We start from the raw sequence: 14,518 nt of genomic DNA, 5'->3' as shown, positions 1-14,518 counted from the left end.
GTCTGTCACAGGTCGACGATCGGCCCCACCGGAACACAATCTTCCCACGCCTTGTAAACCATGGCGGGAATGACCTCTGCCGCCGGCAACTCTGCCCCGGCATAGGCTGTCGACGACTTGGGCACCCCACCCAGAGCGACGGCGAGGCCCATCAACGCCACAAGTGCCACGGCCTTGCAGATGGTGAAATCGCGGTAAAATACATTTTTCGGCATGACGATCTCCTCGTCTCCTGTGAACTCATGCACAGCATCGCGGAAGTTCCGTCTCCGAACAACTCACGATGCCGCGCGCGATTGTTGCAAAACCCCTAGGGAACCCAGTCAACCGGGGCCCGCGTGACATCGACACCCCCCGTGGCGACAGACCCGCAGCCCTGAAGGATGCCCGCCGCAAAGATGAGCACGGCCAGCGAAGCGGCCTTGAACAAAGAGAAATTTCGGATCGTCCCGGACCGGAGCATGGGCGGTCTCCCAGAGAATGAACTGTTGGGTTCACTCATGCCAGACCGGCACACCCTGCGGCAATCGACAATATGCGCATGAATGCACATCAAATATGCATGACCCACCCCCCTGAGCGAAAATCACCCAGCCCGGCAACATTAATAAAGCCCGCCCGCATGCAAACGAAATTTGCTTTCTCCCACTTCACAGGTTGACGCCTAGTTCCTCGCGCCATAATGTCCCCGCGCAATGCAAGGGAGCCTCGGGCATGACCACGCTAGTGGTAATTGTAGGAGTAAGGCGCATGGGCCGGTAACGGAATCCCTACTAGGACCCCATGCGCCCCCGGAATGAACCTCGGGGGCTTTTTTGTGCGCAGAATTTCAGTGTCGTGAACGGAGAACATGCGATGACACGTCAGATGACCGGAGCGAAAATGGTGGTTCAGGCCCTCAAGGACCAGGGCGTGGACACGGTATTCGGCTACCCTGGCGGCGCTGTACTACCGATTTACGATGAGGTGTTTCAGCAAAACGACATCCGCCATATCCTTGTTCGCCATGAACAGGGCGCGGTGCACGCGGCAGAGGGCTATGCCCGCTCCACCGGCAAACCCGGTGTCGTTCTTGTGACCTCTGGCCCCGGTGCCACCAACGCGGTGACCGGGCTGACCGATGCGTTGATGGACTCGATCCCGATTATCGTGCTGACCGGACAGGTTCCGACCTTCATGATCGGCTCGGACGCCTTTCAGGAGGCCGATACCGTTGGCATCACCCGCCCCTGCACCAAGCACAACTGGCTGGTGAAGGACACCGCGCGGCTGTCGTCCACCATCCATGAGGCGTTCCACGTCGCCACCTCGGGCCGTCCCGGTCCGGTGCTTGTGGACATTCCCAAGGATGTCCAGTTCGCCAGCTCGCAATATCAGGGCATCCCCAAGGCCGCGACCAGCCACTATCAGCCGCAGGTCAAGGGCGACATGCAGATGATCGAACATCTGGTCGAGGCGATCGAGATGGCCGAACGCCCGGTGTTCTACACCGGTGGCGGCGTCATCAATTCCGGCCCCGCCGCCAGCCAGCTTTTGCGCGAAATCGTCGAGGCGACGGGCTTTCCGGTCACCTCGACGCTGATGGGGCTGGGTGCCTACCCGGCCTCCGGCAAGAACTGGCTGGGCATGCTCGGCATGCACGGTCTGTATGAGGCCAATCTGGTGATGCATGGCTGCGATCTGATGATCAACGTCGGCGCGCGGTTTGACGACCGCATCACGGGCCGCCTTGACGCCTTCAGCCCGCATTCGCGCAAGGCGCATATCGATATTGATCCGTCGTCGATCAACAAGGTGGTCAAGACCGACTACCCGGTTGTCGGCGACGTGGCCCACGTCCTCGAAGATGTGCTGAACCTCTGGAAAGCGCGCGGCCGCAAGGTCAACCGTGAGGCGATTGCCCGCTGGTGGAAGCAGATCGAGGAATGGAAAAAGGTCGACTGCCTGAAGTACAAGCCCTCCGAAGGCACCATCAGGCCGCAGCACGCGCTGGCCCGGCTTGAGGCGCTGACCAAGGACCGTGACCGCTATATCTGCACCGAGGTCGGTCAGCACCAGATGTGGGCCGCGCAGTATCTTGGCTTTGAGGATCCCAACCGCTGGATGACCTCCGGCGGGCTGGGCACCATGGGCTACGGCACACCCGCGTCGATCGGCGTGCAGATCGCGCACCCGGACTCGCTGGTGATCAACGTCGCCGGTGAGGCCTCGTGGCTGATGAACATGCAGGAGATGGGCACCGCGGTGCAGTACCGTCTGCCGGTCAAGCAGTTCATCCTCAACAACGAGCGTCTGGGCATGGTGCGCCAGTGGCAGGAACTGCTGCACGGCGAACGCTATTCGCAATCCTGGTCCGAGGCGCTGCCCGATTTTGTCAAGCTGGCCGAGGCGTTTGGCGCCAAGGGCATCCTTTGCAAGGATCCCGCCGATCTGGACGATGCGATCATGGAAATGCTGGACTACGACGGTCCGGTGATTTTCGACTGCCTCGTCGAAAAGCATGAAAACTGCTTCCCGATGATCCCCTCGGGCGCGCCGCACAACAAGATGTTGCTGGGCGATGCCTCGACCAAGGACGCCATCGGCTCCAAGGGCGCGGTGCTCGTGTGACCACCTCGCCGCTCACCCGGTCCGCCCCGGCGGGCCGGGTGGTGTGGCTGGACCGGGCCAAGGGGCTGGGCATCATACTGGTTGTCTTCGGCCATGCGTGGCTGGGGGCGCAGGCGGCAGGGCTTTTGCCCGCCGACAGGCTTTTCCATACGGTCGAAAAGCTGATCTACAACTTTCACATGCCGCTGTTCTTTCTGCTGTCGGGCGTCACGTTCGAGGCATCCGCACGACGAAAGCCGCTGTGGCGCGGTGTGCGCGACAAGGCGTTGCGCCTGCTCTGGCCGCTGCTGCTGTGGACCTACATCTTTGCCGGGTTCCGCTATCTTGCGGGTGGCGCCATCAACACCCCCGAGGCGCTGTCCGATCTGATTGGCTGGCCGCTGCCGCCACGGGATCACCTGTGGTTTCTCTGGGCGCTGTTCCTGATCCAGATGCTGGCCCTCTTGATCGCCGTGCCCGGCGCGCGGGCGCGTCCTACGTGGGTCTGGCTTGTGCTGGCTGTTGGGGCTGCGGCGGTCGTGTCGCTGCCCGGATTGCCGCTGGGTCCGCTGACGGTGAACGCCGCGCTGCATCTGGGGCTGTTCTGTCTGGGTGTCTGGCTGGCGCGGGCGGGGCCCCTGCCCTCTGGCACCTCCGCCGGGCTCAAGGCGCTGACGGTCTTTGCCGTGGTCCAGATCATCAGCTTTGGCCTGCCCGACAGCGTTCTGGCGTTTCAGATTGTTGCCGCGGTGCTGTCGCTTGGCATGATCGTGATGCTGAACGCCCGCTTTGGCGCATTGGGGCGGCTGCTGGTGCGGCTGGGCCAGCTTTCGATGCCGATCTATCTGGCGCACACGCTGTTCACCGCCGCCACGCGCATTGTTCTGTTCAAATTCACCGACGATGCGGCGCTGCATCTGGCCCTTGGCACGATGGCGGGATTGATTGGTCCGGTCGCGGTGTTTTACGCGGTGCGCGCCGTCGCCTCGCCCCGTTTGCTGGGGTTCTGAGACCGCGCCCTCACGAGGCCGCCGCCCGGTCAGACGCCGCGTTGATATGGGTGGCAATAGTCAGCAACAGCGCATCGCGGCGCACAGGTTTGCTCAGAAAACCGTCCATGCCCGCCTCTGACGCCGCCACGCGGTCCCGGTCAAAGGCGTTGCCCGTCAAGGCGATGATCGGGCGGTGCGGCCAGCCGCGTTGCCGCTCGCGGTCGCGGATCAGGCGGGTGGCGTCCAGACCGCTCATCTCGGGCATCGACAGATCCATAAGCACAAGGCCAAAGCGGTTGGGATCGTATAGCTCCAGCGCGCGGCGTCCATTGTCCGCCAGAACCACCTGCGCGCCCCGCCGCTCCAGCATTTTCTGCGCCACCGCCTGATTGGTGCGATTGTCCTCGACCACCAGAACACAAAGCCCGTCCAGACGCATCGCCTCGGTCGAGACCGGCGCGGCGTCCGGCGCACCGAAGGCCACCGCCGGCAGCGGCAAATCCACCGTAAACGTGGTTCCGCGACCTTCGTCCGAGGCGGCGGAAATCGTGCCACCCATGGCAGACACCAGCCGCTTGCAGATCGACAGGCCAAGGCCGGTGCCCTCGAACTGGCGTTCGTGGCCCTTGTGGACCTGTTCGAAGGGATCGAAAATCACCGCCAGCCGGTCCGCGGGGATGCCGATCCCGCTGTCGGTCAGGGTAAAGCGGATTTCATTGCCGCGCGCGGTCTTGCGCGACAGGTGCAAGGTCACCTGACCGGCCAGCGTGAACTTGATCGCATTGCCCATCAGGTTCATCAGCACCTGCCGGATGCGCAGGGCGTCCCCCTCGACCAGTTGCGGCACATCCGCATCAATAATGCACTTCAGCGACAGCCCCTTTTGCGCCGCCAGCGGCGACAACAGATCGCTGATCTCATCGACAAGCCCCGAAATCTCGAACGCCGCCGTTTCCAGTTCCAGATGTCCGGCCTCGACCTTGGAAAAGTCGAGAATGTCGGAAATCAGCGAGGTCAGCGCCAGCGCCGCCCCCCGGATGGTGGCCACGTAACTGGCCTGTTCGGGGCCAAGGTCGGTTTCGGTCAACAGATCCGCCATACCCACGATCCCATTCATCGGGGTGCGGATTTCATGGCTCATATTTGCAAGAAATGACGACTTCGCCTCATTGGCGACATTGGCGGCGTCCCGCGCGGCGCGCAGTTCGGCGTTCTGGTTGCGCAGCTCGGTGATGTCGGTGTGAACGATCACGTTTCCCAGCGGCGGGCGCGACGAGGCCTGCATCAGAAAGCTCCGACCGGAGTCGGGGATTTCCATCAGCACCTTGCGGCCTTCGAACAGCGCCTGCTGGACATCGCTGTGGGACGATGGATCGTTCGGGGCCTTGTTCTTCCGGACCAGCATGGCAAGGTGATCGCGGACCGGCGTGCCGTTGGGCACGTCCTCCGGTTGCAGGCCGAACAACTGGAGATACGCGGGGTTCACCTGTACGATCCGGTTGTCGGGATCGTCGAGCCGTGTCCCCGACGTCACCAGCAGCCCCTCGCCCATGCCCTGAACGATTTCGGTCAGCAGGTGGTTGGTTTCCGACAGTTCATTGGCCTTGTCGATCAGGCTTTGTTCCAGCACGGCGGTCCGTTTGTTCAGCCCGGCGACCAGCGAGTCCGTCACATCGGCCTTGCGCATGACCGCGCTGATGTTCAGCGTAATCCCGCGATAGCCGGAAAATTCGCCGTTTTCGGACCAGATCGGCACCGCGCTGTCCATCAGCACCGCACGTGTGCCGTTCACCATGATGCGTTCATAGCTGAGGCCGCGCACCTCACGCTGGTCGCGCAGCGCGTCCATCAGACGATCCAGCCCGGCCTCATCGCCGCTGGTGGTGTCCTGATCGAGAATATACAACCCGTTCAACTGCTGCGCCGACAGGTGCAGGCCAGAGTGGCGGATATTGACATAGCTCAGCCGGTAATCGGCATCCGACTCCCATGTCCATGCCGGCATGAGGTGAATGACATCCGCCCAGATCCTGGCGTCTTTTTCCCTCTCGGACATAAGTGGCACCTGATCTCCGGAAACAAACGCAACGCAATGACACCGGCGTAGAGGCAAACCGTTGACATGCGATTAAATCCCTTTCTTTGTCCGATTTCGCCGCTCTGGCCGCTGGCCAATGGCTGCAATCTTGGCTAACTTCCTGTGCGGCCCGCCTCTTGCGGGTCGGCACCCCTCAGAAAGGCCCGGCGATGTCAGCACTGAAGATCAAGAAAGGTTCGAGCAAGCACTCTGCCTATAACCTCCGCCCCAATTTTTCGGATGTGCAGGAGACACACACCCTTGCGGTGCTGGTAGAGAACGAACCGGGTGTACTGGCACGGGTCATCGGGCTGTTCGCGGGCCGTGGCTACAACATCGACAGCCTGACCGTGGCCGAGGTCGACCATCAGGGGCACCTCAGCCGCATCACCATCGTCACCACCGGCACGCCGCAGGTGATCGAACAGATCAAGGCCCAGCTTGGCCGCATCGTGCCCGTGCACGAGGTGCATGACCTCACGGTCGAAGGCAAATCGGTCGAACGGGAACTGGCGCTGTTCAAGGTCAACGGCACCGGCGACAAACGCGTCGAAGCGCTGCGCCTTGCGGATATCTTTCGGGCCAATGTGGTGGATTCGACGCTGGAAAGCTTTGTGTTCCAGCTCACCGGCACCCCGGACAAGATTGATGCCTTTGCCGATCTCATGCGCCCGCTTGGTCTGGCCGAGGTCGCCCGCACCGGCGTCGCGGCCCTGGCGCGCGGCGTCTGACACCTGACAACAAACATTTGGCGCGACACCCGATCATGGGTGTCGCGCCAAACGATCTGCCTTTTCCTTACCCGGCTTAGACGACTTACCCGGCGCGGCGCGCCTCGGGAAAGCTCACGACGTTGTCGGCCGTGCTGCTGCCCCTTGGACCCCGGTTGCGCAACTCACGCACGATGGTCGGGGCAAAGCCCGCATCCACACGGCGCAGATTGCGCGCCCGACGGACATCGCGATCCTCTCGCAGATCGAACTGGATCAGGTCGCCCGCATCCAGATCGATCCCCTCGTGCACGCTCTGCTCCGCAGCCGTGTAATACGCAAGGTTTCCGTGATCTTCGCACCAGATCACGGCTTTGCGGTCATCGACATCCGCCCACAAAACAACGCCCAGCATCTGATCCTGCATGTTACACCCACTGATGTTTGTAAGATGAAGGTGAACGAAACCTTTCCGACGCAATAGGTTATTTTCCGTGTCTTCGTCTTGATTTTTGTGGCGTGACAAGTCAATTTTGCCGCCAAGTAGCATCACACATGACGCCAATCAGCATCAAGTGGTGATGTAGCAGGGGACAATCGCGCGAAAATCCTGCAACCTAAAGGCGCTACAAGACAGGACTGGGACAACATGTCGGAAAAGTCTGCCACAAACTCGAACACGCGCGGACCGGCGCCGGCCGAGTTGCGCAGCATGCTTGGTGCCAATCTGCGCCAGTTGTCTCAACGCGCGCCGTCGATTTCCGCGCTGTGCCGAGACCTCGGGATCAACCGGACGCAGTTCAACCGCTACCTTGCCGGGGAAAGTTTCCCGCGCCCCGATGTTTTGCATCGCATTTGTTCGTATTTTCACGTCGACGCCCGCATCCTGCTGGAGTCCGTTCAGGAGATCACCAACAACGACGCCGGAATTCTGAACAACCCGGCGATCTCGGACTATCTGGGCAATGCGATGCGCCCGGTCAGCGAAGAGGCGTTTCCCAGCGGCTTCTACCGCTTTGCCCGGCGCAGCTTTCTGGATGAGCACATGTTTGTGCGCGGGCTGATCTACGTGTTCCGCAGCCGCGACGGCACCTTCCTCAAGGGGTTCGAGGCCAAGGACGCCATGCGCCAGCAGGGTTTACCCATCGACCCCGCAACGCGTGAGTTCCGCGGCGCGGTGATGCCGCAGGAGGACGGCATCGCCGCCCTTGTCAGCCGCCGGGGGGCCACCACCACCTCGTTCAACTTCCTCGCGCGGATCCCGTCGTTCGAAAACAACTTCTGGGTCGGATACGTGACCCGCACCGTGCGCGAGAACGTCGCCGGGCGCCGGGTCGAACGGCTGGTCTATGAATATCTGGGCAAGGACATGGCCCATGTGCTGCCCGCCGCCCGCAGCGCCGGCTTTTGTGCCGAGAGCGATCTGCTGGGCTATCAGCGCAATCTTCTCAAACCGTCCGAACCCTTCATTTGACACCGGGTCCGGCGGGCCTGCGGTCGCTGTGATACAAACTGTGTCGGGTTTGATCGGTTCAAGTCCGCTTTCTGCGTCTAACCGGGATACTGTCCCACGTCAGCAGAAGGCCCGCCCCGATGACCCTTCCCCCGACCGATCTGGCCAGCGTCCGCCGCCCCGTTGCACAGGCCAACGGCCTGCCCAACGCCCACTACATCGACCCCGATGTCTTTGCCGAGGAACGTGAGGCCGTGCTGTTCCGCCAATGGGCGGGCCTTGCCGTCACCGCCGATGTTCCCGAAGAAGGCGATGCCAGGCCGATCACCTTTCTCGGCATGCCGCTGTTGCTGTTGCGCGGGCGGGATGGGGCCGTGCGGGTCTTTCAGAACATCTGCCGCCACCGGGGCATGATCCTTGTCGAAGAGCCCCGCAAGATCGAGGGCGCGATCCGCTGCCCCTATCATTCGTGGTGCTACGGCACCGATGGCCGCCTTGTCAGCACGCCGCATGTCGGCGGCCCCGGACACAACACCCATGACGCCATCGACCGCGCCACCCTAGGCCTGATCGAGGTGCGCAGCCACATCTGGCGCGATGTGGTCTGGATCAATGTCTCAGGCGATGCCCCCGCCTTTGAAGAGGCCATGGCCGAGGTCATGACCCGCTGGGCCGAATTCGAGAAGCCGCTGTATCACGGCGGATCGGACAGCATGATCACGCTGGAGGTCGCGACCAACTGGAAACTCGCGGTCGAAAACTACTGTGAGAGCTATCACCTGCCCTGGGTCCATCCCGGCCTGAACTCTTATTCGCGGCTGGAAGACCATTACAACATCGAACAGCCGGGCTGCTTTTCCGGTCAGGGCACCGAGGTCTACCGTCAGGTCACCAATGAGAACGGCGATCCGTTCCCCGACTTCGACGATATCTCTGACAAATGGGATACCGCCGCCGAATACATCGCGGTCTATCCGAACGTGCTGTTCGGCGTCCACCGCGACCACGCCTTTGCCATCGTCCTGCTGCCCGAAGGTCCGGCCAAGACGGTCGAACATATCCACCTTTACTACGCGCAACCCAAGACCGACAGCGGCCTGCGCCAGCGCAACACGCAACTGTGGAAGACGGTCTTCGAGGAAGACATCTTTGTCGTCGAGGGGATGCAGCGTGGCCGCCATGCCAGCGGCTTTGACGGCGGGCGCTTTTCGCCCGCGATGGACAGCCCGACCCATTGTTTTCACGACTGGGTGGCCGCGCAGGTACAGGCCTGCCGCGACTTGGCCACGGCGGCAGAGTGAAACAGCTCGACGACAGGTTGCTGGAGGCGCACGCGCGGGATGACCGCGCGGCGCTGGTGGCCCTTTACGCGCAGGCGGCTGAAACGGTGAACGACCTGGACGCCGCCTGTTTCTACCTGACCCACGCCTATGTGTTTGCGCTGGAACTGGGCGACGCCCGCGCCGCCGGGCTGCACGCCCGCCTCAAGGCCGAAGGGCGCGAGGCCTGACAAGGCGCTCAGGCCGCCACATGGGCCCCGGCCTCATGGCTCTGGCCATAGGCCACCATGTCATACAGATGCCACGTCGCATGCCCCAGCAGCGGCAGCGAGATGAACAGCCCCAGAAACCCCGGCAGCATCGACACCAGCGTCACCACCGCAATAAAGATCGCCCAGCCCAGCATCGGCACAGGATGCGCCTGCACGTAGGCAAAAGAGGTGATCATCCCGGTCACGAAATCGATCTCCCGGTCCAGCAGCATCGGCAGCGACAGCACAGTGATCATGTACAGCAGCGCAGCGAACACCGCCCCCACCGCCGTGCCCACCGCCAGCATCGTCAGCCCGTTTGCGGTGAAATAGATATCCAGTGAGCTGGAGACATTGGTCATCGTCGACAGGCCCAGAAACAGCGCAAAGATCATATGCGCCAGAAAGAACCAGAACAGAAAGACCACAAGGATGATCGCCCCCAGCCAAGGCAACTGACGCCCGGACTCGCGCTTGACCACCCCTAGGATCTGCATCCAGTCCAGCGGGCGGCCCTGTTCGATCCGTCGGCTCACGTCGTAAAACCCCACCGCCGCAAAGGGCGCGATCAGCGGAAAGCCGATGGCGGCAAAGACCAGCCAATAGCTTTGTCCGGTGATCCATGTGATCCAGGCCATGAACCAGCCGCCCAGCACATAGACCAGCGCGAACAGCAGGGCAAACCCCGGCGCGCGCCTGAAGTCGCGCCAGCCGCGCCGCAACGCCTCTTTCAGCAGGCCCGCATCGACCGGACCCAACTCCGGCACACCGGGTTTGGGGGTATCAGGCACGGCTTTCCTCCCACGCTCAGCCCATTGCTCTGCATTCAGTAAAGGGCATATGAACGACCGGCGTCAACCGCGCGGTCGGCTGACGCCGGCCAGCGCGCGGCATCGGGCCATCTGCGGTAACAGGCCGCCCCGCCCAATAAAGTACGGATTTCGCGACCCGGTCACGGGCAGGCCGGGACTTGGCCTTTGCCGCGCGATTGTCTACATTTCAGAGACCTATTTGAGGTCCGTGGTATTTGAGGTCCCTGTCATGTTCCCTTGTCGCTGCCTGCCGATTGCCTTTGCCGGACTGCTGATGGCGCAGGCGGCCACCGCTCAGGACGGGCCCGGTGACATCACGCCCGCCGAGCAACTGATGGCCGACATCCTGATCGCCGTCGCCGAGATCGAGCTGGACCTGAAAAATCGCGGGGCCGAGGTGGGTGAGCCGCCGGACGGGTCCGGCGATCTGCTGGACACAACCCGCGACCGGGTTGCGGCGCTGGATGCGGTTGACCTCCCCGACCGCACCGTTGAGGTGCCCAAGGACGACCCGCCGGAAATCGTGTCCCCCGAAATCGTGTCCCCCGACATCGACCCGCCCGACATCGACCCGCCCGACATCGACCCACCAGACATCGACCCGCCTGAGGTGGACGTCGCCAAAGCCGATCCGCCTGTGGTCGACGGCGCGCCTGACGGGATCGGCGTAACGCCCGTTTCACGCAACGGCACCAGCGTTCACAGCGTGCTGTTTCAGGACCTCACCCCCGACGAGATCGCCAAACTGCCACAGGCCGACCCCGAGCGGTGCAGCGAACTGGGCGACTGGTTCCTGACTCTCGATCTGCAACGGGACTTTCTGGCCTTCTTCGTGGCCGAAAAGACCAATGTCCGCATCTGCCGCCGTCTGGGTCAATCGTGGTTCATCAAACGCGCAAGCAATGGCAACCGCGCGCATCTGGTGGCCGCGATCCAGTGAGCCGCGCCGCAGCGAGGCCCCCAAAAACCGACCTCCCCTTGGCTGATGCCCGGCTACCGCCCCGCCGCATAGGCCTGCATCAGGCGCGGCGTGGCCCCGGCGCGCAGGAGCCCATCCGCCCCGCGCGCCACCGCCGTCAACCGCCCCAAGGTCCAAGGGTCCGCCTGCGTGACCCGGTGGCCGCGCCCGCGCAGCGCCTCGACCGCGCCGGGGGCAAACCCCGGCTCGACCAGCAGCGCGCCCGGCTCTGACCCGCGCGGGTAAAAGCTCGACTGCAAATGCCCCGACAGCACCAGCGGCGCGTCGATCGCCGCTTGCAGGGTCATGCCGTGATGCACCAGCCGCAGCAGCAGGAACAATTGCCACTGGTCCTGACTGTCGCCCCCCGGCGTGCCAAAGGCCAGCCGCGTCCCGTCCGGGGCCCGCGCCATCGACGGCGTCAAGGTCGTGCGCGGCCGCCGCCCCGGTGCCAGCGTCGTCGGCAGCCCCTCATCCAGCCAGAACATCTGCGCGCGGGTGTTCAGCGGCACGCCCAGCCCCGGCACCACCGGGTTCGACTGCAACCAGCCGCCAGAGGGCGTGGCCGAGACCATATTGCCCCAGCGGTCCACCACATCCAGATGCACGGTGTCGCCTTCGCGCTTGTCCAGATGCGCCATTGTCGGCTCTCCGCCACCGGCCCCCTTGGCCGCAGGGATCGCCCGCGCCGCCCGCGCGACAAACCGCTCTGCCAAGTTTTCCAACCCCGGCACCAGCCCCGGTCTCTGCTCTGTCGAGGCCCACGGGCCGATCAGCCCGGCGCGCTCGCGGGCGTAGTCCTCTGACAGCAGATGCGCCGCCGGAATGTCGAACTGCGCGGGGTCGCCGTAATAGGCCTCGCGGTCCGCAAAGGCGAGCTTCATCGCCTCCACCGCCAGATGCACAAAATCCGCCTCCAGCGGTCCGGCGTCGCCGATACCGGTCTGCGCCAGCAGGGTCAGTGACTGCAACAGCGCCGGTCCCTGCGTCCAGAACCCGCCTTTCCAGATGTCCCAGCCGTGATAGCCCCCCTGCACCGCCGGTTCGACGGTCGCGGTCCAACCGGCCATATCCTGTCCAGTCAGCACCCCGCTGCGGCGCGCGCCGGTGCCATCCATCACGCAGGCATCGCGCATGTAATTGTCGACCGCCTCGGCCACAAACCCCTGCGCAAAGGCCCGCCGCGCCGCCTCGATCTGCGCCTCGCGTCCCGTGACAGCCTCTGCCTCGGTCAAAAGCCGCGTCCAGACCCCCGCCAGATCGGGGTTGCGGAACAGGCGGCCCGCCACCGGCACCGCGTCCCCCGGCAACCAGACCGCCGCCGAGGTGGGCCATTCGGTGCGGAACAACCCGGCATGATCCGCGATCACCCCGGCGGCGCGGGCAAGGATCGGATGCCCGGCCTCGGCATAGTGGATCGCCGGTTCCAGCACCTCGCGCAGGGACATCGTCCCGTGATCGCGCAGCATCAGCATCCATGCATCAAAGGCCCCCGGTATCACCGTCGCCAGCAGGCCGGAACCGGGGATCAGGTCCAGCCCCTGATCGCGGTAATGCGCCACCGTCGCCCCGGCAGGCGCGCAGCCCTGCCCGCAGATCATCTGCGGCGCGTCGTCTCCGGCAGGCCAGACCAGCGCGGGCATATCGCCCAGCAGGCCGTTCAGATGCGGCTCGACCACGTTCAGCACAAAGCCCGCCGCCACCGCCGCGTCAAAGGCATTGCCGCCCGCCTCCAGCAGCTTCATCCCCACCGCACTGGCCAGCCAGTGGGTGGTGGCGACCATGCCGAATGTTCCGGTCAGTTCCGGCCGTGTGGTGAAATCCATGTCGCCTCTTTCTGCGTCTCAGCCCTCCTGAAACCTACGCAGGTATGCGCGCGCGAACCAGACGTGATCGGGGGTCGCGCCCTCTGGCATCTCCACCCCGCCGGAGGACAGCGCGCGCTGCCACCGCGCCGTGGCCGCCGACATGTCGCCGGGCAGGCCGAGGTCGCCCAGCATTTGCGCCGCCTCGTCCATCTCGGCGGCGCGGCGCGCGCCATGCACAAGACTGCGCTCAAAGTTATAGGCCGCGTGGGCGGGCACATCTATGCCCGGATGGCCGTCCTTGAGAGAGGGGAACACCTCATCCTCGACCCCCGCCGCCACCGCCGCCAGCACGCATTCGGCGGTCAGCGCCTCCATCCCCTTGACCATGATCGAGCGGACCAGCTTGATCGATGAGGCGCGGCCCACCGTCTCGCCCACCACCCGCACCTGCATCGGCAAGGCGGTCAGCAACTGCGCGACCGCCTCTGCCTGCGGCCCTGAGATCAGGCAGGGCACCAGATTGCGTTTGGGATGAACCGGCGCCATGACCGCCACATCCAGATACCGCCCGCCCGCCGCCGTCACGATCCCTTCGGCCCGCTGTTTGGAGGCGGGCGCGCAAGAGTTCAGGTCACACCACAGCGCGCCGGGGGCCAGATGCGGCGCGCAGTCCTGCGCCGCCGCCACCGCCTGATCCGCCGTCACCGTCGAGAACACCAGATCCGCACCCGCCAAGGCCTCTGCCGCGCTGGCGCAGGCGGTCACGCCCAGCCCGTCGGCCCGTTTGGCGATGACGGCCGCCGTCTCATGCGACGCCGTCTTGATGTCCCACGCCCGGATCGTCCCGGCCCGTGTGGCCCCCCAGCCTAAGATAAAGGCCGAGGCCGCCTCACCCAAACCCACAAAGGCAATGCGACCCTCAGACATGCTGCCCGATGAACTCTGCTGCGCGGGCAAAGGCCTGATCGGCCGCCGCCGCGACATAATCCGCAGGCCGCGCGTCATTGGCAAAGGCGTGGCCCGCCCCGTCGTAGGTGAACACCTCCATCTCGGGCCAGTAGGTCCGCGCCGCGTCCAGCATCGCGGGCGGCACATGGCTGTCCTCAGCCCCCCAATGCCCCTGCACCGGGGCGGTCAGGGGCGCGATCTGGTAGGCATCCAGCCGGGTGCCGTAGAACGGCACCGCGCAGGCCACGTCCGACACCTGCGCTGCGCGGATCGCCAGCCCGCCGCCCCAGCAAAATCCCAGCGCCGCCACCTTGCCGCCGCGCGCCGCCAGCATCGCCACCGTCGCGTCGACGTCTTTCATCACCGTGTCCAGATCCGAGGCCAGCATCAGGTCGCGCCCCTTCGGGGCCTCCGCAAAGGGGATCACCGCGCCCTTTTGCTGGCGGTCGAACAGCGCCGGGATGGCCACGTCATAGCCCGCCTTGGCAAAGCGCGCCGCCACGCCTTTCAGTTGGTCGGTCACGCCGAAAATCTCTTGCAGGATCACGATCCCGCCCCGGCGCGTGGCCTCCGCCTCAACCAGCCAGCAATCCAGCACATGTCCGTCCGCCGCCGTCACTTCGATCATCATGTCTCTTGC

The 14,518-nt window shown here is 64.4% G+C and carries 15 protein-coding genes; 7 read left to right on the top strand and 8 right to left on the bottom strand.

Features of this window, described 5'->3' with window-relative positions; genetic code table 11:
- Positions 1-5: 5 nt before the first annotated feature.
- Together ACN0S5_RS01945 and ACN0S5_RS01940 are read right to left on the bottom strand one after the other, a co-directional pair.
- A complete protein-coding gene (locus tag ACN0S5_RS01945; protein WP_417205434.1) occupies positions 6-215 on the bottom strand; it encodes a hypothetical protein in 210 nt (69 codons plus the stop codon).
- Positions 216-310: 95 nt separating this feature from the next.
- Positions 311-463, bottom strand: coding sequence for a hypothetical protein (locus tag ACN0S5_RS01940; RefSeq protein WP_417205432.1), 153 nt, complete (start codon positions 461-463; stop codon positions 311-313).
- Positions 464-855: 392 nt separating this feature from the next.
- On the opposite strand from ACN0S5_RS01940, the gene ACN0S5_RS01935 reads away from it, so the two are divergent.
- Both ACN0S5_RS01935 and ACN0S5_RS01930 read left to right on the top strand, forming a co-directional pair.
- Positions 856-2,610, top strand: coding sequence for an acetolactate synthase 3 large subunit (locus tag ACN0S5_RS01935; RefSeq protein WP_417205430.1), 1,755 nt, complete (start codon positions 856-858; stop codon positions 2,608-2,610).
- Complete coding sequence (locus ACN0S5_RS01930) at positions 2,607-3,599, top strand: acyltransferase family protein (protein ID WP_417205428.1); 993 nt, start codon at positions 2,607-2,609, stop codon at positions 3,597-3,599. Before ACN0S5_RS01935 ends, ACN0S5_RS01930 begins: the two co-directional genes overlap by 4 nt.
- Positions 3,600-3,609: 10 nt before the next feature.
- On the opposite strand, the gene ACN0S5_RS01925 is transcribed toward ACN0S5_RS01930, so the two are convergent.
- Entirely contained in the window at positions 3,610-5,637 is a 2,028-nt protein-coding gene (locus ACN0S5_RS01925; RefSeq protein WP_417205426.1) for an ATP-binding protein, read from the bottom strand.
- 191 nt (positions 5,638-5,828) lie between these two features.
- On the opposite strand from ACN0S5_RS01925, the gene ilvN reads away from it, so the two are divergent.
- A complete protein-coding gene (ilvN, locus tag ACN0S5_RS01920; protein ID WP_323770344.1) occupies positions 5,829-6,389 on the top strand; it encodes an acetolactate synthase small subunit in 561 nt (186 codons plus the stop codon).
- An 85-nt stretch (positions 6,390-6,474) separates the two neighbouring features.
- On the opposite strand, the gene ACN0S5_RS01915 is transcribed toward ilvN, so the two are convergent.
- Positions 6,475-6,795: a hypothetical protein gene (locus ACN0S5_RS01915; protein ID WP_417205424.1), complete on the bottom strand. Its 321-nt coding sequence runs from the start codon at positions 6,793-6,795 to the stop codon at positions 6,475-6,477.
- 222 nt (positions 6,796-7,017) lie between these two features.
- Between ACN0S5_RS01915 and ACN0S5_RS01910 the strand changes: the two genes are divergently transcribed.
- The 3 genes from ACN0S5_RS01910 (at position 7,018) to ACN0S5_RS01900 (ending at position 9,331) form a co-directional block, all read left to right on the top strand.
- Entirely contained in the window at positions 7,018-7,842 is an 825-nt protein-coding gene (locus tag ACN0S5_RS01910; RefSeq protein WP_417205423.1) for a helix-turn-helix domain-containing protein, read from the top strand.
- A gap of 119 nt (positions 7,843-7,961) precedes the next feature.
- Positions 7,962-9,122, top strand: coding sequence for an aromatic ring-hydroxylating oxygenase subunit alpha (locus ACN0S5_RS01905; protein ID WP_417205421.1), 1,161 nt, complete (start codon positions 7,962-7,964; stop codon positions 9,120-9,122).
- Positions 9,119-9,331, top strand: coding sequence for a hypothetical protein (locus tag ACN0S5_RS01900; protein ID WP_417205419.1), 213 nt, complete (start codon positions 9,119-9,121; stop codon positions 9,329-9,331). Before ACN0S5_RS01905 ends, ACN0S5_RS01900 begins: the two co-directional genes overlap by 4 nt.
- Positions 9,332-9,339: 8 nt before the next feature.
- On the opposite strand, the gene ACN0S5_RS01895 is transcribed toward ACN0S5_RS01900, so the two are convergent.
- Positions 9,340-10,143, bottom strand: a complete 804-nt coding sequence (locus ACN0S5_RS01895) for a DUF2189 domain-containing protein (protein WP_417205417.1) — start codon at positions 10,141-10,143, stop codon at positions 9,340-9,342.
- A gap of 250 nt (positions 10,144-10,393) precedes the next feature.
- Here ACN0S5_RS01895 and ACN0S5_RS01890 point away from each other — a divergent pair, with 250 nt between their 5' ends.
- Positions 10,394-11,104, top strand: a complete 711-nt coding sequence (locus ACN0S5_RS01890) for a hypothetical protein (RefSeq protein ID WP_417205416.1) — start codon at positions 10,394-10,396, stop codon at positions 11,102-11,104.
- A gap of 53 nt (positions 11,105-11,157) precedes the next feature.
- Here the strand turns inward: ACN0S5_RS01890 and ACN0S5_RS01885 are convergent, their stop codons facing one another.
- Genes ACN0S5_RS01885 through ACN0S5_RS01875 form a run of 3 tightly spaced genes read right to left on the bottom strand, consistent with a single transcriptional unit; the run spans position 11,158 to position 14,509 of the window.
- Entirely contained in the window at positions 11,158-12,948 is a 1,791-nt protein-coding gene (locus ACN0S5_RS01885) for a gamma-glutamyltransferase family protein (protein WP_417205414.1), read from the bottom strand.
- A gap of 18 nt (positions 12,949-12,966) precedes the next feature.
- Positions 12,967-13,857, bottom strand: coding sequence for a DUF1932 domain-containing protein (locus ACN0S5_RS01880; protein WP_417205412.1), 891 nt, complete (start codon positions 13,855-13,857; stop codon positions 12,967-12,969).
- A complete protein-coding gene (locus ACN0S5_RS01875) occupies positions 13,850-14,509 on the bottom strand; it encodes a dienelactone hydrolase family protein (protein ID WP_417205410.1) in 660 nt (219 codons plus the stop codon). The genes ACN0S5_RS01880 and ACN0S5_RS01875 overlap by 8 nt, the downstream gene beginning before the upstream one ends.
- Positions 14,510-14,518 lie beyond the last annotated feature (9 nt).

It is taken from the genome of Antarctobacter sp. (assembly GCF_048262615.1).
Taxonomy (GTDB): domain Bacteria; phylum Pseudomonadota; class Alphaproteobacteria; order Rhodobacterales; family Rhodobacteraceae; genus Antarctobacter.
This window is presented reverse-complemented; position numbering and strand designations above follow the sequence as displayed.

Bases quoted from the DNA above. Each gene is read 5' to 3' on its own strand.
- ACN0S5_RS01945 (WP_417205434.1), bottom strand. From the start codon at position 215: ATGCCGAAAAATGTATTTTACCGCGATTTCACCATCTGCAAGGCCGTG.
- ACN0S5_RS01940 (WP_417205432.1), bottom strand. From the start codon at position 463: ATGCTCCGGTCCGGGACGATCCGAAATTTCTCTTTGTTCAAGGCCGCT.
- ACN0S5_RS01935 (WP_417205430.1), top strand. From the start codon at position 856: ATGACACGTCAGATGACCGGAGCGAAAATGGTGGTTCAGGCCCTCAAG.
- ACN0S5_RS01925 (WP_417205426.1), bottom strand. From the start codon at position 5,637: ATGTCCGAGAGGGAAAAAGACGCCAGGATCTGGGCGGATGTCATTCAC.
- ilvN (WP_323770344.1), top strand. From the start codon at position 5,829: ATGTCAGCACTGAAGATCAAGAAAGGTTCGAGCAAGCACTCTGCCTAT.
- ACN0S5_RS01915 (WP_417205424.1), bottom strand. From the start codon at position 6,795: ATGCAGGATCAGATGCTGGGCGTTGTTTTGTGGGCGGATGTCGATGAC.
- ACN0S5_RS01910 (WP_417205423.1), top strand. From the start codon at position 7,018: ATGTCGGAAAAGTCTGCCACAAACTCGAACACGCGCGGACCGGCGCCG.
- ACN0S5_RS01905 (WP_417205421.1), top strand. From the start codon at position 7,962: ATGACCCTTCCCCCGACCGATCTGGCCAGCGTCCGCCGCCCCGTTGCA.
- ACN0S5_RS01890 (WP_417205416.1), top strand. From the start codon at position 10,394: ATGTTCCCTTGTCGCTGCCTGCCGATTGCCTTTGCCGGACTGCTGATG.
- ACN0S5_RS01885 (WP_417205414.1), bottom strand. From the start codon at position 12,948: ATGGATTTCACCACACGGCCGGAACTGACCGGAACATTCGGCATGGTC.
- ACN0S5_RS01880 (WP_417205412.1), bottom strand. From the start codon at position 13,857: ATGTCTGAGGGTCGCATTGCCTTTGTGGGTTTGGGTGAGGCGGCCTCG.
- ACN0S5_RS01875 (WP_417205410.1), bottom strand. From the start codon at position 14,509: ATGATGATCGAAGTGACGGCGGCGGACGGACATGTGCTGGATTGCTGG.